The sequence below is a fragment of the Streptomyces sp. NPDC102437 genome (genome assembly GCF_044765565.1).
Classification (GTDB): domain Bacteria; phylum Actinomycetota; class Actinomycetes; order Streptomycetales; family Streptomycetaceae; genus Streptomyces.
This window is the reverse complement of sequence record NZ_JBIWKI010000005.1, coordinates 136022-161731: the sequence shown is the minus strand read 5'-3', so window position 1 is coordinate 161731 and position 25710 is coordinate 136022. Positions and strand designations below refer to the sequence as shown.

Here is a 25710-nt window from a genome sequence, read left to right as displayed (position 1 = left end):
GGCAGTCGTCGGTGGCGCCTCCAGGGTCGTGGTGGGCGTCGCCCCGATGAGGTCCAGGGGCACGCGGCGCACAGGAAAGGGCCCGGCGCACTCGGTGATGTGCGTCGGGCCCCTCGCCGCCGTGGCCGGTGGGACTACTTCTTGAAGGAGTAGTCCATGATCTTCTTCATGTCCGCCGAGCGGTTGGTCGCGTTGGTGGAGGCGAGCACCGTGCCGACGATCGTCTTGCTGCCGCGGGTCGCGGCGAAGACCAGGCAGTACTTGGCCGTCGGGCCGGAGCCGGTCTTGATGCCGATGGCGCCGCTGTAGCTGCTGAGCATGGTGTTGGTGTTGGTCCACGACATGTAGCGGTAGCCGCCGGACTTCGTGGTGACCTTCTGCTTGGTCGACTTGGTCTTGACGACCGTGCGGAAGGTGGAGCTCTTCATGGCGCTGCTGGCGAGCTTGGTCAGGTCGCGCGGCGTCGAGTAGTTGGAGCCGTTCCCTATGCCGTCGAACGAGTCGAAGTGGGTGTTCTTCAGCCCGAGGGTCTTGGCCTGGGCGTTCATCTTGCCGATGAACGACTTCACGCGGGCTGCGCGGGTGGTGCCGGAGCCGAACTTGTCGGCCAGCGCGTAGGCGGCGTCGCAGCCGGACGGCAGCATCAGGCCGTACAGCAGCTGGCGGACGGTGACCTTGTCGCCCACGATGAGGCGGGCCGAGGAGGCGCCCTTGGAGACGATGTAGTCGCTGTACGCCTTCTGGATCGTGACCTTGGAATCCAGGTTCAGGTTCTTCTGCGACAGCACCACCTTGGCCGTCATGATCTTGGTGGTGGAGCCGGTGGAACGGCGCGTGTCCGCGGCCTTGGCGAACAGGGATTTCGCCGTGCCGTTGTTCATCGTGTAACCGCCCGCGGCGGTGATCTTGGGGTTGGGCAGCGTGGCGGCCTGTGCGGTGGAGGCGAACGCGCTGCCCGCGATGACGGCGCCTGCTGTGAGCGCCACGGTGGCAGTGGCGGTGGCGCGGCTTATGCCCTTAATGCCGATTTTCAACTTGAATGCTCCAAATGCCCCTGGAATGCGGCCACATGAAGGTGCCGCTCGGTGGTGAGACTCATGAGAGCAGGGGATGGATGTACTGATTCCTGGGGCAATTTCGGGGCTACGGGTGATTCCGGACAGGGGGCGGGGGGCGGGGTGGTGTCGGTGAACGTTCGTCCGTATCACGGACTCGTTTCCCATGCACGCATCTTGTATCTATGCTGTGTACATGCCTGCCGCACCCCCAGCCGTGAAGCCTGTCGCGAAGTCTGTCGAGAAGTCGTCCGTGAAGTCCGCCGCGAAGTCCGCTGTGAAGCAGCCGCCCGCCGCCGAGCGCGTGTACGCCCACATCAAGGAGGCGGTCCTGGACCGCCGATACGAGGGCGGCACTCTCCTGACCGAAGGCCATCTCGCGGAGGCCGTCGGAGTCTCCCGTACGCCCGTGCGTGAGGCGCTGCTGCGGCTGGAGGTCGAGGGGCTGATCAAGCTGTACCCGAAGAAGGGCGCCCTCGTGCTCGCCGTCTCCGCGCAGGAGATCGCCGATGTGGTGGAGACCCGGCTGCTGGTCGAGGAGTTCGCGGCCCGCAAGGCCGTGCCCGCCTCCGCGCAGCTGATCAGCCGGCTCGAAGAACTCCTGGAGGAGCAGCGGCAGCTGGCCGAGGCCGGGGACCTGGCGGCGGTGTCCGTGAAGGACCGCTGCTTCCACGCCGAGATCGTGCGCAACGCGGGCAACGACATCCTCTCGCGCCTCTACGACCAGCTTCGCGACCGGCAGTTGCGGATGGGCGTCGCCGTGATGGAGGCGCACCCGGGCAGGATCGCCGCCAACATCACCGAGCACGGTGAGCTGCTGGAGGCCATCAGGGCCGGGGACGCGGACGGTGCCGCGCAGGTCGTGCGGCGCCATGTCGGCCGGGTCAAGGTGCTGGTCAGGGGTGAGGACCGGTGAGTTCTGCCGCCGCTCCCACCCTGTCCCTGCCCGGCGATCCACCCGGCGGCCGGCGTGCCGTGTGGGTCTGGGGCATCGGCGTCGCCGTCTACTTCGTCGCCATCATCTTCCGTACCAGCCTGGGCGTTGCCGGGCTGGACGCCGCCGACCGGTTCGACGTCAACGCCTCCGCGCTGTCCACGTTCTCCATCCTCCAGCTGCTCGTCTACGCGGGCATGCAGATACCCGTCGGCCTGATGGTCGACCGGCTCGGCACCAAGAAGGTCCTCACCCTCGGGGCCGTCCTGTTCACCCTCGGACAGCTCGGCTTCGCTCTCTCCCCCTCGTACGGCATGGCGCTGGCGTCCCGGGCGCTGCTCGGCTGCGGTGACGCGATGACGTTCATCAGCGTGCTGCGGCTCGGCGCCCGCTGGTTCCCGGCCCGGCGCGGTCCGCTGATCGGCCAGGTCGCCGCGCTCTTCGGGATGGCGGGCAACCTCGTCTCGACGCTCTTCATCGCGCGGGCCCTGCACGGATTCGGCTGGACGACCACGTTCGTCGGCAGCTCCATCGCCGGGGTCGTCGTCCTCGTCCTTCTGCTGCTGTTCCTGAAGGACCACCCCGAAGGCCATGAGCCGCCGCCCGCGGAGCACGCGGGCGCCGCCTATGTGCGCAAGCAGATCGCCGCCTCCTGGCGGGAGCCCGGCACCAGGCTCGGTATGTGGGTGCACTTCACCACGCAGTTCCCGGCCATGGTGTTCCTGCTGCTGTGGGGGCTGCCGTTCCTGGTGGAGGCGCAGGGGCTCAGCCGGTCCACCGCCGGTGAGCTGCTCACCCTGGTGGTGCTCTCCAACATGGCGTTCGGGATGGTCTACGGGCAGATCATCGCCCGCCACCACGCGGCCCGCGCCCCGCTGGCCCTCGGCACGGTCGCGATGACGGCGCTGCTCTGGGCGTCGGTCATCTTCTACCCGGGCGACCATGCGCCGATGCGGCTGCTGATCGTGCTGTGCGTGGTGCTCGGCGCGTGCGGTCCGGCCTCGATGATCGGCTTCGACTTCGCCCGCCCTGCCAACCCGCCGGAGCGCCAGGGCACCGCGTCGGGCATCGTCAACATGGGCGGCTTCATCGCCTCGATGACCACGCTGTTCGCCGTCGGTGTGCTGCTGGACGCCACCGGCGACAACTACCGGATCGCGTTCACCTCGGTCTTCGTGCTGGAGGCGCTCGGCGTCGTACAGATCCTGCGGCTGCACTCCAGGGCCACGCACCGCGAGCGGGACCATCACGTGGTCAGCCGGGTGGAGGCCGTGCACGTTCCCGTGTGACCCCTGACCGCGCCGGACCGGCGGCGCGCCCGCCCTCACCTGCGACGGGCGCCGCCGGTCATGGCGTCACGCGGTCACGGCGTCACGGCGAAGTTCTGCAGGATCGCCGTCGCCAGCTCCTGGTCGCCCTCGACCTTGATCTGCTCGGCGACCGCGGCCGCGCGCACCCGCCCGCAGGCGAGGCGGTAGTACGTCTCCCAGTCCATCGCCAGCGTCACCACGGGCCCGAGCGACGGCGAACCGTCCACCGAACCCCGGCCCTCCGCGTCGACCCTGACGGTGCGCAGGAACTCCAGCGGCCCGTGCACATCGAGCACGATCGCCGAATTGGGCGGCACGCCCGCGTCCTTGGCGACCACCTTCGGCAGCGCCTCCAGCAGGGTGTCGCGGACGACGGTCGCGCCGGGGGAGTCCAGATTGCCGGGCCGGCCCAGCGTCGCGCGCAGGTCCTGCTCGTGCACCCAGACGTCGAAGACGCGCATCCGCAGTGCCAGTTCGAGGGTCTGCTCGGCGCCGAGCGGCGCGCGGACCATGGTCTCGGGGTCACGTGTCTCGTTGCGGAGCTGACGCGCCCTGCGGATGATCGTGTACTCCAGCTCGGAGGTCATCTCCGGCGCGGTGTGGTGCCGCCGCACATCGACCTGCATCTCCATGTAGCGGGCGAAGTCGCTCTGTACGTGGTAGAGGTCGCGGGGCAGGGAGTGGATCGGGCGCGGGTCGCCGAGCTGCTCGGACTCCATACCGATGACGTGCGAGACGATGTCACGCACCGACCAGGCGGGGCACGGCGTACGGCGGTTCCACTCTCCCTCGGCGAGCGGCTTCACCAGCTCGGCTATCGACTCGATGGAGTGGGTCCAGGCATCGGCGTAGGTCTGGAGGCTGGGATGGACGGTCACGGGACCCCTCGTGCGGTTCTGCGGTGCATGGGCTGGAGAAGCTGGGCGGCGGGCGCGGGCGGCGGTCTGCGGGCGGCGGTCTGCGTGGGAGGTTCGATCGCTAAGTTACGCTGCGAGCAGGCACCCCGGCAGTGCTTTCGTGTGACGATCGTAGGCCCGTGTTGACGGCTCGAATGCCAGGACGGTGGTAGTGTGCGCGCCTCCCTCATCCAGATCGCAGTAGACCCGGACGAATCCGTCGACTCCCGCAGGCAACGCGCGGCTTCGCTGGTCGCGGGCCGGCGCGGTGCGGATCTGGTGGTCCTTCCCGAGCTCTGGCCGGTCGGCGCCTTCGCGTACACCGCCTTCGAGGACGAGGCCGAACCGCTCCAGGGGCCCACCCACGACATCATGGCGAAGGCCGCGGCCGACGCCGGGGTCTGGCTGCACGCGGGCTCCTTCGTCGAGCGCGCCGCCGACGGCACCCTCTACAACACCTCGCTCGTCTTCACGCCCGAGGGCGAGCGGGCCGCCGCGTATCGCAAGATCCACCGCTTCGGCTTCGACAAGGGCGAGGCGGTCATGATGGGCGCCGGCGAGGAACTGGTCACGGTCGCCCTGCCGCAGACAACCCTCGGTCTCGCCACCTGTTACGACCTGCGCTTCCCGGAGATGTTCCGCGGCCTGGTCGACGCGGGTGCCGAGACGCTGATCGTCGCCGCGGGCTGGCCCGAGCGGCGCCGCGCCCACTGGACGCTGCTGGCCCAGGCCCGCGCGGTCGAGAACCAGTCGTACGTCCTGGCCGTCGCCACCGCGGGCACCCATGCCGGGGTCGAGCAGGCCGGGCACAGCATCGTCGTCGACCCGTGGGGCGAGGTGCTCGCGGAGGCGGGCGCGGCCGAGGAGGTGCTCGACGTGGAGTTCGACCCGGCGAGGGTGGCGGCGACCCGTGAGCAGTTCCCGGCCCTCAAGGACCGTCGTCTGGGGCTGAACCCGCCCTCCTGAGCCTGCCGAGTGCTGTTTCACGTGAAACGGCGCTCAGGTTCGTGGGTCCTCAGCCCTCGTGCTCCTTCTCCGCGAGCACGATGACGCAGACCGACACGGCGATGAGCAGCGCCGTGTCGGCGTCCTCCCGTGCGACGTCGATGCCGTAGGTGCCCCGGACGGTCAGCCAACGCCGGGAGATCTGGGCCAGCAGCTCCCCGTCGTAGTCGATGGCGAACTCGCGGTCCAGGATCTTGCCGCTGACGTCGAGTTCGGTGCCGTCGACCAGCGTGACCCGGTAGTGGTTGCGCAGCAGCGACAGCCGCTTGCGCTTGATCGTGGCGAGCTGCTCGCCGTCCCGCTCGATGAGCATCGTGTCGCGCAGGCTGAGCAGCTTCTGCCGGATCTCGACCAGGATCCGGCCCTGCGCGTCCTTCAGCTCGAAGGTGTCCCGCACCCGCATGGCCTTGCCGTCGACGAGGAACACCTTGCGGCCGTCCGCGTCCTCGATCCAGTAGTCGTCACCGACGGCGAAGAGCCGTTCACGCACCAGGAATCTCATGGCTCACAGGTTCCCCGACGCACCTGAGGAATGTGTGGACGCCACGGTGAGGTTGACTGTTCACATGGCAACACGTGCGCGCGTCAGGGCCCCCGAGCTGGTCGGCAAGGGCGGCTGGCTCAATACAGGCGACCAGCAGTACACCCTCGCTGACCTGCGAGGACGCATTGTGATCCTGGATTTCTGGACCTTCTGCTGTGTGAACTGTCTGCATGTCCTCGATGAGCTGCGCGAGCTGGAGGAGAAGCACCGCGACACTCTGGTCATCATCGGGGTGCACTCGCCGAAGTTCGTCCACGAGGCCGAGCATCAGGCGGTCGTCGACGCCGTCGAGCGGTACGAGGTCCACCACCCGGTCCTCGACGATCCGGAACTGGCGACCTGGAAGCAGTACGCCGTACGGGCCTGGCCCACGCTGGTCGTCATCGACCCCGAGGGCTATGTCGTCGCCCAGCACGCCGGTGAGGGCCATGCGCACGCCATCGCGAAGCTGGTCGAGGAGCTGGAGGCCGAGCACGGGGCGAAGGGCACGCTGCGCCGCGGCGACGGCCCCTACGTCGCGCCCGAACCGGTCGCCACGCATCTGCGCTTCCCCGGCAAGGCACTGCTCCTGCCCGACGGCGGCTTCCTCGTCTCCGACACCACCCGCCACCGCCTGGTCGAGATCGAACGTGACAGTGAAACGGTTCGCCGTCACGTCGGTACAGGGGGTAGGGGGTTTCTCGACGGAGGGCCGGAGGAGGCCCGGTTCTCCGAGCCGCAGGGGCTCGCCGTGCTGCCCGACGGCCGGATCGCCGTCGCCGACACGGTCAACCACGCCATCCGCGCCCTCGACCTCGCCACCGGTGAGACGACGACGCTCGCCGGCACCGGCCGCCAGTGGTGGCAGGGCTCGCCGACCTCGGGACCGGCCCGCGAGGTCGACCTCTCCTCCCCCTGGGACGTCGCCTGGTTCGCGGACCGGCTGTGGATCGCCATGGCGGGCGTGCACCAGCTGTGGACGTACGACCCCGCGACGCGGACCGTCCAGGTCGCGGCGGGCACCACCAACGAGGGCCTGGTCGACGGACCGGCCGACGAGGCCTGGTTCGCCCAGCCGTCCGGGCTGGCCGCCTCCGCCGACGGCGAGCGGCTCTGGGTCGCCGACTCGGAGACGTCCGCCCTGCGGTACGTCGAGCGCGACGGGGACGGCTTCGCCGTCCGTACGGCCGTCGGCACCGGGCTCTTCGACTTCGGGCACCGCGACGGCGCCGCCGGACAGGCCCTGCTCCAGCACCCGCTGGGGGTGACCGCGCTGCCCGACGGGTCCGTCGCCGTCTGCGACACGTACAACCACGCGCTGCGGCGCTACGACCCCGCGAGCGGCGAGGTCGCCACCCTGGCCACGGATCTGCGCGAGCCCAGCGACGCCGTGCTCGTCGACGGCGACCTCGTGGTCGTCGAGTCCGCCCGGCACCGGCTGACCCGGCTTCGGCTGCCCGAGGAGGCCGTGCGCGTCGCCGACCAGGCGCACCGCACGCAGCGGGCGGCCACCGACATCGCCCCGGGCACGCTCCGGCTCGATGTGGTCTTCCAGGCGCCCGCCGGGCAGAAGCTGGACACCCGGTACGGTCCCTCGACCCGGCTGCTGGTCTCCGCGACCCCGCCCGAGCTGCTGGCCGAGGGCGCGGGGCCGGGCACGGATCTGTTCCGCGAGCTGGTCCTGGCCGACGACGTCACCGAGGGCGTCCTGCACGTGTCGGCGATGGCGGCGTCCTGCGACGACGACCCGGCGAACGAGTACCCGGCCTGCCACGTCCACCAGCAGGACTGGGGCGTCCCCGTCCGGGTGAGCGCGGAGGGAACGGCCCGGCTGCCGCTGGTGCTGGCGGGAATGGACGAGCAGGGCTGAGAGAGGCTGTCTGGCCCGGCCGCGAAACCGGGCCCGGAAGGGCTCACCCGTCGTCGGTGAGCCGTCGTACCGCCTGCTCGTACCGCTTGCGGTACTCCGGCTCCGCCGTCACCCGCAGCAGTGCCTGGAGGGCCCGCACCGCGCCCTCGTCGTAGCCGGCGTTTTCCGCCTCGCCGGCCGCCAGGTCCAGCAGCCGGATCCCTTCGCCCTCCTCGCCGAGCGCCAGCCGGGCCTCGCCGCTGGTCGTCAGCAGCAGCACCCTGCGGGCGATCTCCTCGTGCTCGGGCCCCAGGTCGAGCGCGGCCCGGACGGATTCGAGGGCCTCGTGCAGCAGGTTCGCGGTGAGCTGCATCCGCGCGAGGTGCTGGAGCGCCAGCATCTCGGTGTGCGCGTCCCCTTCCTCACGGGCCAGCTCGACGGCCCGCCCGCAGTCCTCCAGCGCCGTGTCGAGCTCCCCCTGCTCGGCCTGGACGACGGCGAGATTGATCAGCGCGGTCGCCTCGCCGAGCCGGTCGCCGGCCTGCCGGGCCAGCATCGGCGAGCGCTCCAGCAGGGCGATGGCCTCGGCGGTCCGGCCCTCCTCGGTCAGCACCCAGCCCAGCAGGTTGAGCACCCGCGACTCGGCGTACGCGTCGTCGTGGGCACGGGCGGAGTCCAGCGCCAGTTCCAGCAGCGGGGACCAGCTGTCCCGTACCCGCCACACCACCTGGGGCCACTGGAGCAGGATGATCCGCCACGCCCGGTCGTGGAACCCGGCGGCCCTGGCCGCGACGGCGGCCAGCGCCAGATCGTCGCGCTCGGCCGCCAGCCAGTGCATCGCCGCCGCCCGGTCGACGAAGTCCCGTACGGCGACCGGGCGGTGGTAGTCCTCCGGCAGGACGAAGCAGGGCTCGCCGCCGGGCTCGGCCGTGTCGGCGGCGGCCAGCGCGGTGGCGATGTAGTGGTCGAGGACCCCGATGAGCGCCTCGGGCCCGCCCTCGGCGTCCATGGAGCGGGCGTAGAGGCGTATCAGGTCGTGCAGCACCCAGCGTCCGGGCGCCGTCTCGGTGACGAGATGGGCGGCGGCGAGCCGTTCCAGCGCCGCCGTGGCGACGACCGGGTCGGTGCCGGCCAGCGCGGCCGCCGTGTACGGGTCGAAGTGGCTGCCGGGGTGGTGGCCGAGCCGGGCCAGCTGGTGGACGGCGTCCTGCGGCAGCTGCTGCACGGTCAGCCGCAGCGCGGCCGAGACACCGGTGTCGTCCACGTCGAGGAAGGTCAGCCGGCTGCGCTCGTCGGCCAGTTCGTCGGCGAGACCGGCCAGCGTCCACGACGGACGTCCGGCCAGCCGGGCCGCGGTGACCCGCAGCGCGAGCGGCAGCCCGCCGCAGAGTTCGGCGAGCCGACGGGCCGCGACCGGCTCCGCGAGCACCCGGTCCTCACCGAGTACACCGGCCAGCAGGGCCGTGCCGTCCGGCGGTTCGAGCACATCGAGCGGTACGGGGCGGGCCGCGTCCGAGGCGATGAGGCCCTCCAGCCGGTGGCGGCTGGTGACCAGCGTGACGCAGTCGGTGCCGCCCGGCAGCAGCGGCCGGACGGTGGCGGAGTGATGGGCGTTGTCGAGTACGACGAGCAGCCGGCGCCGGTCGGTCAGCGAACGGAAGAGCGCGGCGGCGGCCGCGACGGACTCCGGGACGCGGCGCGGTGCCACGCCGAGCGCCAGCAGGAACTCGCGCAACACTTCGATGAGCGCGGGCTCACCGGTGTCGCTGAACCCGCGCAGATCGGCGAAGAGCCGCCCGTCCGGGAAGGCGGCCGGGTTGCGGTGCGCCCACTGGAGGGCCAGCGCGGTCTTGCCCACCCCGGCCGGTCCGGTGACCAGGCAGACGGGTGCCTCGCCCGCCGCGGCCCGGGTCAGCGCGGCCAGTTCGGCGGTCCGCCCCTGGAAGCCGCGGGGTGCGCGGGGCAGCAGATCGGTGGGGTGCGGCGCGCCCGTGAGGGACGGCACGGGGAGCGGCCGGGACGGCACGGGGAGCGGCCGGGGCGGCACGGGGCCGACGGCGCCGCCCGCACCGCCGGGCGACTCGTCCGGCCGGGTGGCCGGTTCGGCCGCGGCCCCGCCGTCCGGTCCGGACCGCCGGTCCGCCGCCGGACGGGCCGCGGGCAGGGGCCCGGCACCGCTGCCGGGCCCGTTGCCGGAGCCGCCCCGGCCGCCGCCATCGACGCTGCCGCCCGCCCGGACCGGCCCGCGTGCCGTCGCCTGCCGGTCGGGCGAGTTCCGTCCGCCCTCGCGGCCGGCGTCCGGCCCGGGGTCGCCGCGCAGGATCAGCGCGTACGCGTCGGCGAGTTCGTGTCCCGGATCGATCCCCAGCTCGTCGGCGAGCAGCCGCCGCGTACGGTGGAACCAGTCCAGTGCCTCCGACTGACGCCCCGCCCGGTACAGCGCCGTCATCAGGGCCGCCGCCAGCGACTCCCGCATCGGGTGCGCGACGGCCTCCGCCCGGAGCACCGCCGCTGCCCGGTTGTGCTCCCCCAGCGCCGCGTAGGCGTGCGCCAGTTGCTCGACCGTCGCCAGCCGGGACTCCTCCAGCGAGTGCGCGGCGGCCTGGAGCGGCCGTCCGGCGAACGCGCCGCTGAGCGCCGGGCCCTGCCACAGGGACAGCGCCTCCTTGAGCATCAGCACCATGTCGGCGGGGCTGCGCTGACCCCGCGCCAGCGTCAGCAGCTCCTCGAACCGCTGCGAGTCCAGCAGGGTCTCCGGCAGCCGCAGCACATAGGCGTCGCCGAGGGTGACCAGCTCCACCCCGTACGCCTCCGCGTCCGCACCCACCAGCAGGGCGCGCAGCCGGGACACATGTCCCTGGATGACGCTGCGGGCGTGCAGCGGAGGTGTGTCGTCCCACAGGGAGTCCGTCAGCCGCGCGATGGTGACGGGGGTATTGGCGGACAGCAGCAGCGCGGCGAGCAGGCTGCGGCGCTTGGCGGGACCGAGCGGCAGCGGCCCGGTGAACGTGTCGACGGAGACGGTGCCGAGCAGCCGGAACTCCACTGGGGGCTTCCCTTCCGGGCAGGATGAGCCCGGGGCCGGGCATGGAAAAGTCCCAGGATATCGGGGGTGCCCAGGAGCCGACGACGGGTCGTGCCCGATCGGCGGGGTGCGCCCACCGCGGGCTCCGCGCGACGGCGGGCCGACGGGCCGGAGCGTCTTGCGCACCGGCCCGTCGACGGCCTCGCGGCGGCCGGGCTCAGCCCGCCAGGAACGACGTCAGCGCGTTGGCCAGCAGGTACGGGTCGTCCGCCCCGCACAGCTCACGAGCGCTGTGCATCGACAGGATCGCGACGCCGATGTCCACGGTCTGGATGCCGTGCCGGGCGGCTGTGATCGGGCCGATCGTGGTGCCGCACGGCATCGAGTTGTTGGAGACGAACGTCTGCCACGGCACGTCCGCCCTCCGGCACGCCTCCGCGAACACGGCCCGGCCGCTGCCGTCGGTCGCGTACCGCATGTTGACGTTGACCTTGAGGATCGGTCCGCCGTTGACCACCGGGTGGTGGGTCGGGTCGTGGCGCTCGGCGTAGTTGGGGTGGATCGCGTGACCGGTGTCGGAGGAGAGGCAGACGGTCCCGGCGAAGGCACGGGCGCGGTCCTCGTACGTACCACCGCGCGCGAAGACCGAACGCTCCAGGACCGTGCCGAGCAACGGCCCGTCGGCGCCGGTGTCGGACTGCGAACCGTTCTCCTCGTGGTCGAAGGCGGCCATGACCGGGATGTACGGGAGTTCCGCGTCCGGCTGTCCGGCGACGGCGCCGAGCGCGGCGGTCGCCGCGTGCACGGAGAGCAGGTTGTCCATCCTGGGCCCGGCCAGCAGCTCGCGGTCCCGGCCCAGGTAGGCGGGCGGCTCGACGGCGTGCGGCATCAGGTCCCAGCCGGTCACGTCCTCGGCGTCGACGCCCGCCTCCTCGGCGACGAACCGGATCAGGTCGCCCTCCTCGACGTCCCCGAGTCCCCAGATCGGCTGCATGTGCTTCTGCCGGTCGAGCTTGAGACCGTCGGGGTTGGCCGAGCGGTCCAGGTGCACGGCCAGCTGCGGTACGCGCAGCAGCGGCCGGTCGATGTTCACCAGCCGGTGCGTACCGTCGCGCAGCGAGATCCGGCCCGCGAGGCCGAGGTCCCGGTCGAGCCAGGTGTTCAGGAGCGTCCCGCCGTAGACCTCCACGGCGACCTGCCGCCAGCCGTATGCCCCGGTGTCGGGCCGCGGCTTGACCCGCAGGTTCGGCGAGTCGGTGTGCGCCCCGACGATCCGGAACGGGGTGTGCGCCGAGGCGCCCTCCGGCACGTACCAGGCCACGATCGCGCCGCCGCGCAGGACGTACTTCCCCCCGCTGGTCCCGTCCCAGGCCGCGGTCTCCTCGACCTGCCGGAACCCGGCCTTCTCCAGCCGGCCGGCCGCGGTGGCCACGGCGTGGTACTGGGAGGGGGAGGCCATCAGGAAGGCCATCAGGTCGTCGGTGTGCCCGCGGTCGAAGCGGAGGGAGGAACTCATGTTCCTCACTGTAACGAGAGCGGGCCGGACGGCCTCACCCCCGTCGCGCCGGGGCATCCGCTCAGTTGCCCGGGATGGCCGCCGAGGGCTTCTCGCCGTTCTGGGCCTGCTGGGCCCGCTCGGCGAACATGGCCGCGAACGCCTCGACCTCCTTGTCGGGAACCGCCGCCTTGCCCGTGGTGCCGGTGCTGATGCCGAGGACGGTCGTGCCCACCCGGATCTGCGCGATCGTGGCCGGTCCGGCCATGGTGCCGACCGCCGCCCGGTTGGCCACGTGCTCGGCGCCCGGATCGCCGATCTCCACCTTCTCGGCGTTCTGGCCGACCCGGTCCCCGCCGTACCACTCGGCCAGGACGTCGTACGCGGCGTCCGCGGTCTTCTCGTCCTTGTAGGCGAGCACCCAGAAATTGAGTGTGGTCACGTCCGACTTGCGGGAGAAGGCCGAGGCGCCCCAGAACGTGACCGGGTCGCAGGCGGTCTTCCTTTGCTCCTTCGTCCTGGCCACGCAGGTCGACGGCGGGTACTCGGGGACCGGCTCCTGGGCGTCCGGCTTCATGTACATCCGCCAGCCCGGCACGGCCTTCGCGTCCGGCAGCACCGAGGTGGCCTGCTTCTTGCCGAGCGCGGCCGCCCTGGCGTCACCGCCCCCGCCCCCGCACCCCGCGAGCAGCAGCGCCGCCGCCCCGGCCGCCAGGAGCCCCCGACCCCGTCGCGTACCCACGAAACCCTTGCCGCCCATGATGAACCCGCCCCCTCCGGCTGCCTGACGTCCGATCTTAGAGAGGGCCGGTGCGGTGGGGTGGGGCCAGGTCGATGTCGGGGCTGATACGACAGCACCGCCACCCGAAAGCGTGTCCGGGTGACGGTGCGTGTTGGCGAACTTGAAACGGGAGGGGCTAGAACGCGGCCTCGTCCAGCTCCATCAGCGAGTTGTCGACGGACTCGGCGAGCGCGCGCTCGGCCGAGACGCCCGGCAGGACGTTCGCGGCGAAGAACTTCGCGGCGGCGATCTTGCCCTGGTAGAAGGCGACGTCCTTCGCGGTGGCGGTCGGCAGCTTCTCCGCCGCGACGGCCGCGCCCTTGAGGAGCAGGTAGCCGACGACGACGTCGCCGGAGGCCATCAGCAGGCGGGTGGTGTTGAGGCCCACCTTGTAGATGTTCTTGACGTCCTCGCCGGTCGCGGTGAGGTCGGTGATCATCGTGCCGACGATCGCCTCCAGGTCCACGGCCGCCTTGGCGAGCGAGTCCAGCGCACCGGACAGCTCCTCGTTGCCCTGGGCACCCGCGAGGAACTTCTTGATCTCCTCGGAGAGGGCGTTCAGCGAGGCACCCTGGTCGCGGACGATCTTCCGGAAGAAGAAGTCCTGGCCCTGGATCGCCGTGGTGCCCTCGTACAGCGTGTCGATCTTGGCGTCACGGATGTACTGCTCGATCGGGTACTCCTGGAGGTACCCGGAGCCGCCGAAGGTCTGGAGCGACTGCGCCAGCTGCTCGTAGGACTTCTCGGAGCCGTAGCCCTTCACGATCGGGAGCAGCAGGTCGTTGAGGCCGTGCAGCGCCTTGGCGTCCTCGCCCGCGGCCTCCTTCTCCTGGATCGCGTCCTGGACGGTGGCGGTGTACAGCACCAGGGAGCGCATGCCCTCCGCGTACGCCTTCTGCGTCATGAGGGAGCGGCGCACGTCGGGGTGGTGCGTGATGGTGACCTTGCGGGCGGTCTTGTCCATGAACTGCGACAGGTCCGTGCCCTGGACGCGCTCCTTGGCGTACTCCAGCGCGTTCAGGTAGCCGGTCGACAGGGTGGCGATGGCCTTCGTGCCGACCATCATGCGGGCGAACTCGATGATGCGGAACATCTGGCGGATGCCGTCGTGCTTGTCGCCGATCAGCCAGCCCTTGGCGGGGTGCTGGTCGCCGAAGGTCATCTCGCAGGTGTTGGACGCCTTGAGGCCCATCTTGTGCTCGACGTTGGTCGCGTACACGCCGTTGCGCTCGCCCAGCTCGCCGGTGGTCCAGTCGAAGTGGAACTTCGGGACCATGAAGAGCGAGAGGCCCTTCGTGCCGGGGCCGGCGCCCTCGGGGCGGGCCAGCACGTAGTGGATGATGTTCTCGGACATGTCGTGCTCGCCCGAGGTGATGAAGCGCTTCACACCCTCGATGTGCCAGGAGCCGTCCTCCTGCTCGACGGCCTTCGTGCGGCCCGCGCCGACGTCGGAGCCCGCGTCCGGCTCGGTCAGCACCATCGTCGAGCCCCACTGCTTCTCGACGGCGATCTCGGCGATCTTCTTCTGCGCCTCGTTGCCCTCCTCGAAGAGGATGCCGGCGAACGCCGGGCCGGAGGAGTACATCCACACGGCCGGGTTCGCGCCGAGCAGCAGCTCCGCGTAGCCCCAGATCAGGGAGCGCGGCGACGTGGTGCCGCCGATCTCCTCGGGCAGGCCCAGGCGCCAGTACTCGGAGTCCATGAACGCCTGGTACGACTTCTTGAAGGTCGCCGGGACCGGCGCGGTGTTGGTCTCCGGGTCGAAGACCGGCGGGTTGCGGTCGGCGTCCGCGAAGGATTCGGCCAGCTCGTTCTCCGCGAGGCGGTTGACCTCGTCGAGGATGCTCTTCGCCGTCTCGACGTCCATCTCGGCGAACGGGCCGGTGCCGTACGTCTTGTCGCGCCCGAGCACCTCGAAGAGGTTGAACTCGATGTCGCGGAGATTCGACTTGTAGTGCCCCATGGAAGGCTCCGTAATCAATAGCAGTGGCGCGCAATGCCCCGGGACGGGGTGTCGGCCGGGCGGGCGACGAGGTGGCGGTGCGTATATCAGCTGACCTCTCCGATGATGCTACCCGTCAGTAATAAGACGCAACCCCTCAAGGCCCCGATGTGTCCGATTACTCTTTGCGGCATGTACGGCTACGACCAGAACCCGGGTGCACAGCAGCAGATGGGCGGCGGCTACGGCGAGCAGCCGCTGTATCCCGAGCCCTCGCCGCCGTCCCTGGGTGACGCGGTACGGGCCTTCACCACCGGCTCGCTGTCCGCCGAGGACTTCCAGCAGATCTTCGCGACGTCGAAGGTCTACTGCCCGCGCGGCGACAATCCCGGCTTCCTGGCGCTGCACAACACCCAGCAGCCGGTGATCCCGATGTTCACCACGCTCAAGGAGCTGCGGCTGTACGCGGGCAAGGAGTCCAAGTACTTCGTGATCACCGGGGCGGAGGTGATCGACCTGCTGCCGACCGGCTACGGCTTCGTCCTCGACATGGAGGGTGAGCACCGCATGGTCTTCGACGCGAAGGCCGTGGAGCAGATGGTCGACTTCGCGATGCGCCGCATGTACGGCTGAGACCGAGTCCTTCGCAAGGGGCCCGCACCGCTCGCTCGGTGCGGGCCCTTCGCGTTGCCCCGTCCGTCGCCCCGTCCGTCGTTCCGGACGGCTGAGGGAATGAAGTGCGCCTTGCGGGATGTTCACCATTCAACTAAATTGAACTTGCACGACGATCCCGGAGGTGGCTCCCATGCCCGCAGTGACTGTTGAAAACCCGCTGACCCTGCCCAAGGTCGCCGCTTCCGGCGATGCGACGCCCCGTCCCGTGCTCGCCGTCACCACGGCGCCGAGCGGGTTCGAGGGCGAGGGCTTCCCGGTTCGCCGCGCGTTCGCCGGGATCAACTACAAGCACCTCGACCCGTTCATCATGATGGACCAGATGGGCGAGGTGGAGTACGCGGCCGGCGAGCCGAAGGGCACCCCCTGGCACCCGCACCGCGGCTTCGAGACCGTCACGTACCTGATCGACGGAACCTTCGTCCACCAGGACTCCAACGGTGGCGGCGGCACCATCCGGAACGGCGACACCCAGTGGATGACCGCCGGCTCCGGGCTGCTGCACATCGAGGCCCCGCCGGAGTCCCTGGTGATGTCGGGCGGTCTCTTCCACGGCCTCCAGCTCTGGGTGAACCTGCCCAAGGCCGACAAGATGATGAACCCCCGCTACCAGGACATCCGCGGCGGCCAGGTCCAGCTCCTCGCCTCCCCGGACGGCGGCGCGCTGCTCCGCGTCATCGCCGGTGAGCTCGACGGGCACGAGGGCCCCGGCATCACGCACACCCCGATCACGATGATCCACGCCACCGTGCGCCCCGGCGCCGAGGTGACCCTGCCGTGGCGCGAGGACTTCAACGGACTCGCCTACGTACTGGCCGGCCGCGGCACCGTCGGTGCGGAGCGCCGCCCCATCCACATGGGGCAGACCGCGGTCTTCGGCACCGGTTCCTCGCTGACCGTCCGCGCGGACGAGAAGCAGGACGGCAACACCCCGGACCTGGAGGTCGTGCTGCTCGGCGGCCGTCCGATCCGTGAGCCGATGGCGCACTACGGGCCGTTCGTGATGAACAGCCAGGCCGAACTGAAGCAGGCCTTCGAGGACTTCCAGGCCGGCCGCCTCGGCACCGTGCCCGCGGTCCACGGAATGTGACACTTACAGCCGGAGTATGACAATCCGTCATTCATAAGGCCCCACAAGCGGGACATCACACCCGGGCCGTGATTGGGTGGGAGGGTGCAGAACCAGAAGCCCCTCCTGCCCGATGCCGCGCGGCGCACAGCGGCGTGGTGCGGCGTGGTCCTCCTCGTCACCGGGGTCGCCGCAGTCGCCATCTGGCTGTGCGTCGTCTTCAAGACCGCGGTCACTCCCGTGCTGCTCGCGCTGCTCGGTACGGCGCTCCTCGGGCCGGTGCACCGCTGGCTGACGGAGCGCGGGCTGAAGCGCTCGCTCGCCGCGGGGCTCACCTGCGTGCTGCTTGTCGCGGTGGTCGGCGGCGCCGGGTACATCGTCGTCACCGCGCTCGTCGACACCGGTGACCAGATCGTCAGGTCGCTGAAGGACACCGCGCAGTGGGTCGTCGACCACTTCGGGATCGGCAAGAACACCAGCGTGGACGACCTGGTGGCCAACGCCCAGAAGCTCGTCGAGAAGTTCGGCGCGAGCGCCGCGGGCGGGCTGCTCTCCGGGCTCAGTCTGATCGGCTCGCTCATCGCCACCAGCGTCCTGGCCCTGCTGCTGACCTTCTTCTTCCTCCGCGACTCCGACCGGGCCGCGGACCTCGCCCACTCGATCGCCCCGCGCGGCGCCGGGGAACTGGTGGAGGCGATGGGGCGGCGGGCCTTCGAGGCCGTCGAGGGCTTCATGCGCGGCACCACGTTCATCGCGCTGATCGACGCGCTCTGCATCACCATCGGCCTGCTGATCCTGCGTGTTCCCGGCGCGGTGGGTCTCGGGGCGCTGGTCTTCGTCGGGGCCTACATCCCCTACCTCGGGGCGTTCATCTCGGGCGCCGTCGCGGTCCTGGTCGCGCTCGCCGACCGGGGGCTCGTGATCGCGCTCTGGGCGCTGGGCGTCGTGCTCGCCGTGCAGGTGCTGGAGGGGCACGTCCTGCAGCCGGTGATCCAGAGCCGTACGGTGCAGATGCACCCCGCCATGATCATGATCGCGCTCACCGCGGGCGCCAGCGTGGCGGGTCTGCTGGGCATGCTGCTCGCGGTGCCGGTCTGCGCGGCGGCGTTCGGCGTCCTCGGCGAACTGCGCCGGGACCGCACGGGCCCGCCGTCCGGCCAGGGTCCGCAGCCCGGCCCGGCCCCGGAAGGCGCCTGACCGGGCCGGCCGGCAACGGCAATCGGGGGCGTCTCAGTTCTCCGGCCCCGACTCGTACAGCTCGAACCAGATCGACTTCCCGGCGCCCTGCGGATCCACCCCCCACGCGTCGGCGAGCATCTCCATCAGCACCAGCCCGCGACCGCTGGAGGCCATCTCCCCGGGGCGCCGCTTGTGCGGCAGTTCGTCGCTGCCGTCGGACACCTCCACCCGCAGCCGCCGCTCGCCGTGCTCCCCCGTCGCCTGCGCGAGCATCAGAGCGTCCCCGTCCGTGTGGACGAGGACGTTGGTGGCCATCTCGGAGATCATCAGCACCGCCGCGTCGACCTGCTCCGGATCCGCCCAGTCGTGCAGCAGGTCCCGCATCTGCTGCCGGGCCGCCGCGACCCGCTCCGGCTCGGCCTGCGCGATGGTCAGCGCGGTGCGCCGGGGCACCGGCTGCCGCCGTGCCCCTCCGTCGTACCGGAGCAGCAGCAGCGCGATGTCGTCCTCCCGGCGGTCCGCCAGCGGGCCCGTCGTGTAGTGCGACGTCGGCCCGTGCACGGCCTGCACGAGGGCGTCGGCGAGCTTCTCCAGGTCGGCGGTCTGCTGCTCCAGGACCGGCCGCAGCCGGTCCCAGCCGGAGAACATGTCATGGCCGCCGGTCTCGATCAGCCCGTCCGTGCAGAGCATGACCGTTTCTCCGGGCCCCAGGGTGAGCCGGCTCGTCGGATAGTCGGCGTCAGTGTCGATGCCGAGCGGCATTCCGCCCTCGGTCTGGTGGATCACCGCCGTTCCGTCGGCGGTGATCACCACGGGGTCGGGGTGGCCGGCCCGTGCGATGTCGAGCGTGCCGGTCTCCGGGTCGGTCTCCGCGTACAGGCAGGTGGCGAAGCGCGGCCCGGTCTCCTCCCCGTCCTCGTAAGCGTCCGTGAGTCCGGCGAGGAAGCGCGACGCCCGCGAGAGCACCGCGTCCGGCCGGTGTCCCTCGGAGGCGTACGCGCGCAGGGCGATCCGCAGCTGCCCCATCAGCCCGGCGGCCCGCACGTCGTGGCCCTGGACGTCGCCGATGACCAGGGCGATGCGGCCGTTGGGGAGCGGGATCATGTCGTACCAGTCGCCGCCGACCTGGAGACCGCCGCCGGTCGGGATGTAGCGGGCGGAGACCGTCATCCCCGGGATGTCGGGGCCGAGCGTCGGCATCATCGAGCGCTGGAGCCCCAGTGACAGCTCCCGCTCGGTCTCGGCCACCCCGGCCCGGGTAAGCGCCTGCGCCAGCATCCGGGCCACGGTCGTCAGTACTGACCGCTCGTCCGGCGAGAACGACACCGGGTGCTTGAACCCCGCCATCCAGGCCCCCATGGTGTGCCCCGCGACGATCAGCGGCAGGAAGGCCCAGGACCTGCGCCCGAAGCGGCTGGCGAGCGGCCAGGTGACCGGGTAGCGGCGGCCGTAGTCCTCGGGCGACGGCAGATAGATAGCCCGCCCCGTCCGTACCACCTCGGCGGCCGGGTAGTCGGTCTCCAGCGACATGTCGGCGAACGGGTCCTCGTCGCCCACGCTGTGCCCGTGGTGCCCGATGATCGTCAGCCGGTCGCCCGAGACGCCGAAGACCGCCAGGCCGTCCGGCGAGAAGCCCGGCATGGAGAGCGAGGCGGCGACCCGCAGCACCTCCGCGGTCGACCTGGCCTCGGCCAGCGCCCGGCCCGCGTCCAGCAGGAAGGCCTCGCGGGAGCGGCGCCAGTCCCCGGTGATGGGGGTGTGCGCCCCGGTGGTGCCGGGCTGCGGCTCGGCGACCTCCTGGAGGGTGCCGACCAGTACGTAGTCGGTGCCGCCGGGGGTCCCGGGCGGGAGCGGCTTGGAGCGGCTGCGGACGATGCGCAGCACCCGGCCGCTCCGGTCCACGATCCGCAGCCGGGCCTCGGCGAGGGTGCCCTCGGCGCGGGCGAGGTTCACCACCCCGTAGATCTCGTTCCAGTCGACGGGGTGGAATCGGGAGCGCACCGCGGACTCGCGGAAGACACCGGCCGCGGCGGGCAGCTCCAGGAGCCGGGCCGCCTCCGCATCGAGCGTGACGGTCCCGGCTGCGTTGTCCCAGCGCCACAGACCGGTCGCGGTCGCGGCCAGGACGTCCTCGGTGCGCATTGCCCCACTTTAAGAAGATCTGCCCGGTGGACGCCACCGAAGGGTGGCCCCCTGGGCCCTCGGCGGGCTCCAGATGATCTTGGAATGTCAATGTCAATGATTCGGTGCGGGTGTGGGCGGTAGCCTGGGGTGGCTGAATCCACCCCGAACCGCGAAGACTGGATGAACGACGATGCATCGGTACAGGTCCCACACCTGCGGCGAGCTCCGCGCCTCTGACGTCGGCACCGACGTCCGACTGAGCGGCTGGCTGCACAATCGCCGAGACCTGGGTGGCATCCTCTTCATCGATCTGCGCGACCACTACGGTCTGGTGCAGCTGGTCGCCCGCCCCGGCACCCCCGGCAACGAGGCGCTGGCGAAGCTCACCAAGGAGACCGTCGTACGGATCGACGGCAAGGTCTCCGCGCGCGGCGCCGACAACGTCAACCCGGAGCTCCCGACCGGCGAGATCGAGATCGAGGTCACCGAGGTCGAGGTGCTGGGCGAGGCCGCCCCGCTGCCCTTCACGATCAACACCGAGGACGGGGTCAACGAGGAGCGGCGCCTGGAGTACCGCTTCCTAGACCTGCGCCGCGAGCGCATGCACCGCAACATCATGCTGCGCTCGGCGGTCATCGCCTCGATCCGCGCCAAGATGGTGTCCCTCGGCTTCAACGAGATGGCGACCCCGATCCTCACGGCGACCTCCCCCGAGGGTGCCCGTGACTTCGTCGTCCCGTCCCGTCTGAACCCGGGCAAGTTCTACGCCCTGCCGCAGGCGCCGCAGCAGTTCAAGCAGCTGCTGATGATCTCCGGCTTCGACCGCTACTTCCAGATCGCGCCGTGCTTCCGCGACGAGGACGCCCGCGCGGACCGTTCGCCCGGCGAGTTCTACCAGCTCGACGTCGAGATGTCGTTCGTCGAGCAGGAGGACGTCTTCCGGCCGATCGAGAAGCTGATGACCGAGCTCTTCGAGGAGTTCGGCAACGGCCGCCACGTCACCTCGCCGTTCCCGCGCATCCCGTTCCGCGAGTCGATGCTGAAGTACGGCAACGACAAGCCCGACCTGCGCGCCAAGCTGGAACTGGTCGACATCTCCGACGTCTTCGCCGACTCGGAGTTCAAGGCGTTCGCCGGCAAGCACGTCCGCGCCCTCCCGGTCCCGGACACCGCCGGTCAGTCCCGGAAGTTCTTCGACGGCCTCGGCGACTACGCCGTCCAGCACGGCGCCAAGGGCCTGGCCTGGGTCCGCGTCGGCGAGGACGGCACCCTGGCGGGACCGATCGCCAAGTTCCTCACCGAGACCGACGTGAAGACCCTCACCGAGCGTCTCTCCCTTGTCCCCGGCCACGCGGTCTTCTTCGGCGCGGGCGAGTTCGACGAGGTCTCCAAGATCATGTCCGTCGTCCGCGTCGAGGCCGCCAAGCGCGCCGGCCACTTCGAGGAGGGCGTCTTCCGGTTCTGCTGGATCGTCGACTTCCCGATGTACGAGAAGGACGAGGACACCGGGAAGATCGACTTCTCCCACAACCCCTTCTCGATGCCCCAGGGCGGCCTGAAGGACCTGGAGGAGAAGGACCCGCTGGACATCCTCGCCTGGCAGTACGACATCGTCTGCAACGGCATCGAGCTGTCCTCCGGCGCCATCCGTAACCACGAGCCCGAGCTGATGCTCAAGGCCTTCGAGATCGCCGGCTACGACCGCGAGACCGTCGAGCACGAGTTCGCGGGCATGCTCCGCGCCTTCCGCCTCGGCGCCCCGCCGCACGGTGGCATCGCCCCGGGTGTCGACCGCATCGTGATGCTGCTGGCCGACGAACCCAACATCCGCGAGACGATCGCCTTCCCGCTCAACGGCAACGCCCAGGACCTGATGATGGGTGCCCCGACGGAGCTGGACGAGACCCGGCTGCGCGAGCTGAACATCCAGCTCCGCAAGCCGGTGGCGACGGCGAAGGAGAAGGAGAAGGCGGACCCCAAGGACTCCGTGGTGAGGGACACCGGCGCGAAGTAAGCGCCGGCGGTTCCGCTCCGGTTCGGTCCGATTCCGGGCCGGCTCCGCGCGCGTTCCGATCCGGTTTCACGTGAAACATCCCCCGGCCGACCCCGGCCGGGGGATGTTTCACGTTTCCGGTGGCCTGTCTCACGTCGCGTTCAGGGCCACCGTCGGGTGGAGCCGGGAGGCGCGGATCGCCGGGTAGAGGCCCGCGACCACACCGATCAGGAGGGTGGCGGCCAGACCGCCCGCCAGGGACCACGGCGGGACCACCGCCGTCCACCCCTGGACCCGCGCGAAACCGGACGTCGCCGCCGCGCCCAGCACTGCGCCCGTCGCCCCGCCCAGCGCCGACAGCAACAGCGACTCGGTCAGGAACTGGAGCCGGATCGCGCCCCGGGTCGCACCCAGCGAGCGCCGCAGGCCGATCTCCTGACGGCGCTCCAGGACGGAGATGACCATGGTGTTGGCGACGCCCACCCCGCCGACCAGCAGCGCCACCGCGCCCAGGCCGAGCATCAGGTTCGTCAGACCCTCGTCGGTGGCGGCCTTGGCGGCCAGCGCGTCGGAGGGACGGGAGACCTTGATGCCCGCCTCGCTGCCGGGGCTGATGGTGCGGGCCAGGACCGCCCGTACGTCCTCGACCGAGGCGTCGGTGGAGCGCTCGAAGACGGTGGTCGGGTGGCCGTCGAAGCCGAAGTGGCGCTCGGCGGCGGGGAATCCGACCATGGCCACCCGGTCCAGGTTGGGGACCAGTTCGAGTGGTTCGAGGATGCCGACGACGGCCACGCGGACGTCGTTCATCATGATCGTCTCGCCGGTGCGGGTGATGCCCAGCCGCTCCGCCGCCACCGCGCCGAGCACCGTCGTCGGGAGGCGTTCACCGGCCGGGGTCAGCCAGGTGCCCTCGCCGACCTCACCGCCGAGCGCGGAGAGCAGGTCGGCGCGGACCGCCTGGGCGGTGACGCCCGCGGTGCGCTCCTCGGGGACCACGTCGCTGCGGCGGATGCGGGCGTCGATGTCGGCGGTGGCCGTGGCGTGCTGCACCGGGCCGATGCGTTCGACCATCGCGACCGCGTTCTTCGGCAGCCGGACCGGCTGGCCCATGGCGTCGCGGCCCGCCTCGGCGGTGAGGAGGTTGGTGCCGAGGCGGTCGAGCCGGGCCATCAGGTCCGCGCGGCTCGACTCGGACAGGCCGACGACCGCGACCACGGTCGCGATGCCGATGGCGATGCCGAGCGCCGAGAGCACCACGCGTGCGCGACGGGCGCGGAGACCGACCGCGCCGACGCGCAGGACATCGCGGGGGGAGAGGCGGGCGGGCCTGAGACCGTTCTTCATGAACCGGCCTTCCGTGTACGTGGGCCGAGAAGCGCGGTACGTGGGCCCAGGAGCGCGCCGGAGCGCGTGTCCGAGACGATCTCGCCGTCCCGGAACCGGACCCGGCGCGGCAGCGAGTCCGCGATCCCGTTGTCGTGGGTGATCACGCAGACGGTGGTGCCGGACGCGTTCAGTTCGTGCAGCAGCTCCATGACGATCTCGCCGGACGCCGTGTCCAGCGCCCCGGTCGGCTCGTCGGCCAGCAGCAGCCGCGGGCTGCCCACCAGGGCACGGGCGATGGCCACCCGCTGCTTCTCGCCGCCGGACAGCTCGTTCGGGGTGTGCGAGCCGCGGTGGTCCAGCCGCACCCTGGCGAGCGCCTCCCGGGCGCGCCTGCGCCGTTCCTTCGGTGCGACACCCGCGTACAGCAGTCCGTCGGCGACGTTGTCCACCGCGTCGCGCCCGGCCGCCAGATGGAAGTGCTGGAAGACGAAGCCGATGTGGCGGGCGCGCAGTGCGGAGAGCCGGGAGTCGGAGAGCCCGGACACGTCGTACCCGGCGACCTCGACGGTGCCCGTGGTGGGCTTGTCGAGGGTGCCCATGATGTTGAGCATCGTGGACTTGCCGGAGCCGGACGGTCCGACGACGGCGAGCAGTTCGCCCGCCTCGACGGTGAGGTTCACTCCGCGCAGGGCGTGGACGCCGCCGGGGTACGACTTGGTGGCGTCGCGCAGTGCGATCACCGGGGCAGGTGTCATGACGCGGCCGCTCCGACCTTCAGGCCCTCGCGCACATCGGGGCCGCTGACCTCGATCCGCCCGTCGGCGGTCATGCCCGTCTCCACCCGGATCATCGTCGAGGTGGCTCCCCGGACGACCTGGAGGCCGTAGCCGCCGTTCTCGCCGCGCAGGGCGACGACCGCCTCGACGGGGACCGCGAGGACCCCCTCGCGTGCCTCGCTGACGAACTTCACGCTCACCGGTTTCCCGGTGTCCTCGCCGGACGCGGCGCGCGCCCCGCCGTCCAGGACGACCTCGACGGTGATGCCGTCCCCGGCGCCGGCGTCGCCGCCGGAGGCCTGCTCCTCGGGGCGCACCGTACCGGCGACGTGGCCGGCCACGGTCTTCCCGCTCGGCAGGGTGACCTCGACCTTGGTGCCCTTCGAGGTGAGCGCGCCGTCGGTCTGCTCCAGTTCCGCCCGTACGACGGGCCGGGTGGAGGCGATCGTCAGGACCGGCTCGTCCGGGCCGACCTGGTCGGCGAGCGCCGCGTCGGCGGAGACCACCTTGACCGGGCCGGGCTGGAAGACGACATCGCCCTTGCCGACCCTGCCGGTGGGCTCGCGGTTGAGGGACTTCTGCCACTGCTCGACGGCGGCCGCGGTGTCCTCGTCGTACCGGACGTCGACGTAGAGCCGCGACCCGTACCCCAGGTCACGCAGACTGCGCTCCAGCTGGAGCACGTCGCTGCCCCGGTCGCCGGGCTTCATCTCGCGGAACATCGGGACCGGCCCGTAGAGGAGGGTGACGGGCTTGTCGTTCAGCTCGTACAGCGCCTGCCCCATGGTCAGCGTCCTGCCTTCGGGGGCGGCGACCGTGACGGTTCCCTCGACGGCGGCCTTGACGGCGCGGCGCTGCGAGAAGTCGAGCCTGCCGTCGACCGTCGTGGAACGCACGAGGTCGGTGCGTACGACGGTCGCGGTGGCGGGCGGCGGGCCGCCGCCCCGCGCGGCGGCGCCCGCGTCGCCGCCGTCGCGGAGGAAGCCGCCGTCGCCGAGGAACAGGACGCCCCCGGTGACGGCGGCGAGGGCCGCCGCACCGAGCGCGAGGAGGGTGACACGGCGCCTCACTGCATGCCGTCCAGACCGTCGAGCAGCTTCGGCTCGCACGCCTCGCGGGCCTTCTTGTACGCGGGTGAGCCGGTGTCGATGGACGGGGATGCCGGGTTGGGGTCGCCGCCCGGCTGGGCGTTGCCGCCGCTCATGGTCGGGTTGGTGAACCGGGAGACGCCGTTGTCCCGCATGCATTTGGCGTGCGCGAGCATCGACTCGTAGGACTTCTGCTGGTCGCGCTCGGGCTCGGCGTCCATGGCGGCCTGCAGTTCGGCGACGCAGGCTCCGTCCTTGCCGCCCTTGATGCCCTCGTTGCGGCCCGGCTGGGAGCCGATCTCGTTGACCTTGTCCCAGTCGAGGTAGCCGCTGAGCTTCGGGTCGGGGAAGTCCTTGTAGCCGCCCTTGACGCGCATGCACCGGACGTACTTCAACTGGGCGTCGTAGAAGGCGCTCTTGGCAGGGTGCGCTGCGCTCGGTCCGGTCCCGTCCTTCGCGGAGCTCGCGCCCGGCGTGTCCGGTACATCGGCGATCACGTCGCTCTTCTTCGTACCGCCGGCGCCGTCGTCACCGCTCCCGCCTCCGCAGGCGACGGAGAGGGCGAGCACGGGCAGGGCCACGAGCGCGGTCATGCGCAGCCGGGCGGTGGCGCGGGGGTTCGTCCTGGGGAAGGTCATGATCTGTACGTTCGCCGCCCCGGATGATGG

The 25710-nt window shown here is 71.2% G+C and carries 20 protein-coding genes; 8 read left to right on the top strand and 12 right to left on the bottom strand.

All coding sequences use genetic code 11. From position 1 onward, the window contains the following. Window positions 1-134: 134 nt before the first annotated feature. The gene (locus ACIRJP_RS08965; RefSeq protein WP_404170123.1) at window positions 135-1034 is read right to left on the bottom strand and encodes a D-alanyl-D-alanine carboxypeptidase family protein; all 900 of its coding nucleotides are present in this window, start codon (window positions 1032-1034) and stop codon (window positions 135-137) included. A 217-nt stretch (window positions 1035-1251) separates the two neighbouring features. Here ACIRJP_RS08965 and ACIRJP_RS08960 point away from each other — a divergent pair, with 217 nt between their 5' ends. Together ACIRJP_RS08960 and ACIRJP_RS08955 are read left to right on the top strand one after the other, a co-directional pair. Next, window positions 1252-1971 carry a GntR family transcriptional regulator gene (locus ACIRJP_RS08960; protein WP_404170120.1) on the top strand — a complete coding sequence of 240 codons (720 nt, stop codon included), beginning with the start codon at window positions 1252-1254 and terminating at the stop codon, window positions 1969-1971. Next, entirely contained in the window at window positions 1968-3278 is a 1311-nt protein-coding gene (locus ACIRJP_RS08955; protein WP_404170117.1) for a nitrate/nitrite transporter, read from the top strand. The genes ACIRJP_RS08960 and ACIRJP_RS08955 overlap by 4 nt, the downstream gene beginning before the upstream one ends. A 74-nt stretch (window positions 3279-3352) precedes the next feature. Here the strand turns inward: ACIRJP_RS08955 and ACIRJP_RS08950 are convergent, their stop codons facing one another. Then, entirely contained in the window at window positions 3353-4177 is an 825-nt protein-coding gene (locus tag ACIRJP_RS08950) for a maleylpyruvate isomerase family mycothiol-dependent enzyme (protein ID WP_404170114.1), read from the bottom strand. A gap of 192 nt (window positions 4178-4369) precedes the next feature. Between ACIRJP_RS08950 and ACIRJP_RS08945 the strand changes: the two genes are divergently transcribed. Beyond that, window positions 4370-5161: a carbon-nitrogen family hydrolase gene (locus ACIRJP_RS08945; protein WP_404170111.1), complete on the top strand. Its 792-nt coding sequence runs from the start codon at window positions 4370-4372 to the stop codon at window positions 5159-5161. 49 nt (window positions 5162-5210) lie between these two features. Here ACIRJP_RS08945 and ACIRJP_RS08940 read toward each other — a convergent pair whose 3' ends face one another. Beyond that, window positions 5211-5702: an LURP-one-related/scramblase family protein gene (locus tag ACIRJP_RS08940; protein ID WP_404170108.1), complete on the bottom strand. Its 492-nt coding sequence runs from the start codon at window positions 5700-5702 to the stop codon at window positions 5211-5213. Window positions 5703-5766: 64 nt separating this feature from the next. Here ACIRJP_RS08940 and ACIRJP_RS08935 point away from each other — a divergent pair, with 64 nt between their 5' ends. Next, window positions 5767-7593: an NHL domain-containing thioredoxin family protein gene (locus tag ACIRJP_RS08935; protein ID WP_404170105.1), complete on the top strand. Its 1827-nt coding sequence runs from the start codon at window positions 5767-5769 to the stop codon at window positions 7591-7593. Between the two features lie 43 nt (window positions 7594-7636). Here the strand turns inward: ACIRJP_RS08935 and ACIRJP_RS08930 are convergent, their stop codons facing one another. The 4 genes from ACIRJP_RS08930 to ACIRJP_RS08915 form a co-directional block, all read right to left on the bottom strand. Then, on the bottom strand, window positions 7637-10618 hold the full coding sequence (locus ACIRJP_RS08930; protein WP_404170102.1) for an AfsR/SARP family transcriptional regulator: 2982 nt from the start codon (window positions 10616-10618) through the stop codon (window positions 7637-7639). A 196-nt stretch (window positions 10619-10814) separates the two neighbouring features. Beyond that, window positions 10815-12113, bottom strand: a complete 1299-nt coding sequence (locus ACIRJP_RS08925; protein WP_404170099.1) for a M18 family aminopeptidase — start codon at window positions 12111-12113, stop codon at window positions 10815-10817. Between the two features lie 61 nt (window positions 12114-12174). Next, window positions 12175-12852, bottom strand: a complete 678-nt coding sequence (locus tag ACIRJP_RS08920; protein WP_404170096.1) for a hypothetical protein — start codon at window positions 12850-12852, stop codon at window positions 12175-12177. Window positions 12853-13009: 157 nt separating this feature from the next. Beyond that, complete coding sequence (locus ACIRJP_RS08915) at window positions 13010-14836, bottom strand: acyl-CoA dehydrogenase (protein ID WP_404170093.1); 1827 nt, start codon at window positions 14834-14836, stop codon at window positions 13010-13012. Window positions 14837-15007: 171 nt separating this feature from the next. Here ACIRJP_RS08915 and ACIRJP_RS08910 point away from each other — a divergent pair, with 171 nt between their 5' ends. The 3 genes from ACIRJP_RS08910 (at window position 15008) to ACIRJP_RS08900 (ending at window position 17753) form a co-directional block, all read left to right on the top strand. Further along, window positions 15008-15448, top strand: a complete 441-nt coding sequence (locus ACIRJP_RS08910; RefSeq protein ID WP_072487501.1) for an SseB family protein — start codon at window positions 15008-15010, stop codon at window positions 15446-15448. Window positions 15449-15620: 172 nt separating this feature from the next. Continuing rightward, window positions 15621-16577, top strand: coding sequence for a pirin family protein (locus ACIRJP_RS08905; protein WP_356081657.1), 957 nt, complete (start codon window positions 15621-15623; stop codon window positions 16575-16577). Window positions 16578-16661: 84 nt separating this feature from the next. After that, complete coding sequence (locus tag ACIRJP_RS08900; RefSeq protein ID WP_404170088.1) at window positions 16662-17753, top strand: AI-2E family transporter; 1092 nt, start codon at window positions 16662-16664, stop codon at window positions 17751-17753. Window positions 17754-17786: 33 nt separating this feature from the next. Here the strand turns inward: ACIRJP_RS08900 and ACIRJP_RS08895 are convergent, their stop codons facing one another. Beyond that, a complete protein-coding gene (locus ACIRJP_RS08895) occupies window positions 17787-19877 on the bottom strand; it encodes a SpoIIE family protein phosphatase (protein ID WP_404170085.1) in 2091 nt (696 codons plus the stop codon). A 172-nt stretch (window positions 19878-20049) separates the two neighbouring features. On the opposite strand from ACIRJP_RS08895, the gene aspS reads away from it, so the two are divergent. Then, window positions 20050-21873 (top strand): aspartate--tRNA ligase, encoded by a 1824-nt coding sequence (gene aspS / locus ACIRJP_RS08890; protein ID WP_404170082.1) that lies wholly within the window; start codon window positions 20050-20052, stop codon window positions 21871-21873. Between the two features lie 129 nt (window positions 21874-22002). On the opposite strand, the gene ACIRJP_RS08885 is transcribed toward aspS, so the two are convergent. From ACIRJP_RS08885 to ACIRJP_RS08870, 4 genes are read right to left on the bottom strand one after another with little or no spacing between them, the layout of a single operon-like run. Continuing rightward, complete coding sequence (locus tag ACIRJP_RS08885; RefSeq protein WP_404170079.1) at window positions 22003-23196, bottom strand: ABC transporter permease; 1194 nt, start codon at window positions 23194-23196, stop codon at window positions 22003-22005. Next, complete coding sequence (locus ACIRJP_RS08880) at window positions 23193-23933, bottom strand: ABC transporter ATP-binding protein (protein ID WP_404170076.1); 741 nt, start codon at window positions 23931-23933, stop codon at window positions 23193-23195. The genes ACIRJP_RS08885 and ACIRJP_RS08880 overlap by 4 nt, the downstream gene beginning before the upstream one ends. Continuing rightward, window positions 23930-25024, bottom strand: coding sequence for a peptidoglycan-binding protein (locus ACIRJP_RS08875; protein ID WP_404170073.1), 1095 nt, complete (start codon window positions 25022-25024; stop codon window positions 23930-23932). The genes ACIRJP_RS08880 and ACIRJP_RS08875 overlap by 4 nt, the downstream gene beginning before the upstream one ends. Next, complete coding sequence (locus ACIRJP_RS08870; RefSeq protein WP_404170070.1) at window positions 25021-25680, bottom strand: hypothetical protein; 660 nt, start codon at window positions 25678-25680, stop codon at window positions 25021-25023. Before ACIRJP_RS08870 ends, ACIRJP_RS08875 begins: the two co-directional genes overlap by 4 nt. Window positions 25681-25710 lie beyond the last annotated feature (30 nt).

Coding starts and splice junctions, on each gene's coding strand:
- ACIRJP_RS08960 (WP_404170120.1), top strand. CDS start 1,252: ATGCCTGCCGCACCCCCAGCCGTGAAGCCTGTCGCGAAGTCTGTCGAG.
- ACIRJP_RS08940 (WP_404170108.1), bottom strand. CDS start 5,702: ATGAGATTCCTGGTGCGTGAACGGCTCTTCGCCGTCGGTGACGACTAC.
- ACIRJP_RS08935 (WP_404170105.1), top strand. CDS start 5,767: ATGGCAACACGTGCGCGCGTCAGGGCCCCCGAGCTGGTCGGCAAGGGC.
- ACIRJP_RS08925 (WP_404170099.1), bottom strand. CDS start 12,113: ATGAGTTCCTCCCTCCGCTTCGACCGCGGGCACACCGACGACCTGATG.
- ACIRJP_RS08920 (WP_404170096.1), bottom strand. CDS start 12,852: ATGGGCGGCAAGGGTTTCGTGGGTACGCGACGGGGTCGGGGGCTCCTG.
- ACIRJP_RS08915 (WP_404170093.1), bottom strand. CDS start 14,836: ATGGGGCACTACAAGTCGAATCTCCGCGACATCGAGTTCAACCTCTTC.
- ACIRJP_RS08910 (WP_072487501.1), top strand. CDS start 15,008: ATGTACGGCTACGACCAGAACCCGGGTGCACAGCAGCAGATGGGCGGC.
- ACIRJP_RS08905 (WP_356081657.1), top strand. CDS start 15,621: ATGCCCGCAGTGACTGTTGAAAACCCGCTGACCCTGCCCAAGGTCGCC.
- ACIRJP_RS08895 (WP_404170085.1), bottom strand. CDS start 19,877: ATGCGCACCGAGGACGTCCTGGCCGCGACCGCGACCGGTCTGTGGCGC.
- aspS (WP_404170082.1), top strand. CDS start 20,050: ATGCATCGGTACAGGTCCCACACCTGCGGCGAGCTCCGCGCCTCTGAC.
- ACIRJP_RS08885 (WP_404170079.1), bottom strand. CDS start 23,196: ATGAAGAACGGTCTCAGGCCCGCCCGCCTCTCCCCCCGCGATGTCCTG.
- ACIRJP_RS08880 (WP_404170076.1), bottom strand. CDS start 23,933: ATGACACCTGCCCCGGTGATCGCACTGCGCGACGCCACCAAGTCGTAC.
- ACIRJP_RS08870 (WP_404170070.1), bottom strand. CDS start 25,680: ATGACCTTCCCCAGGACGAACCCCCGCGCCACCGCCCGGCTGCGCATG.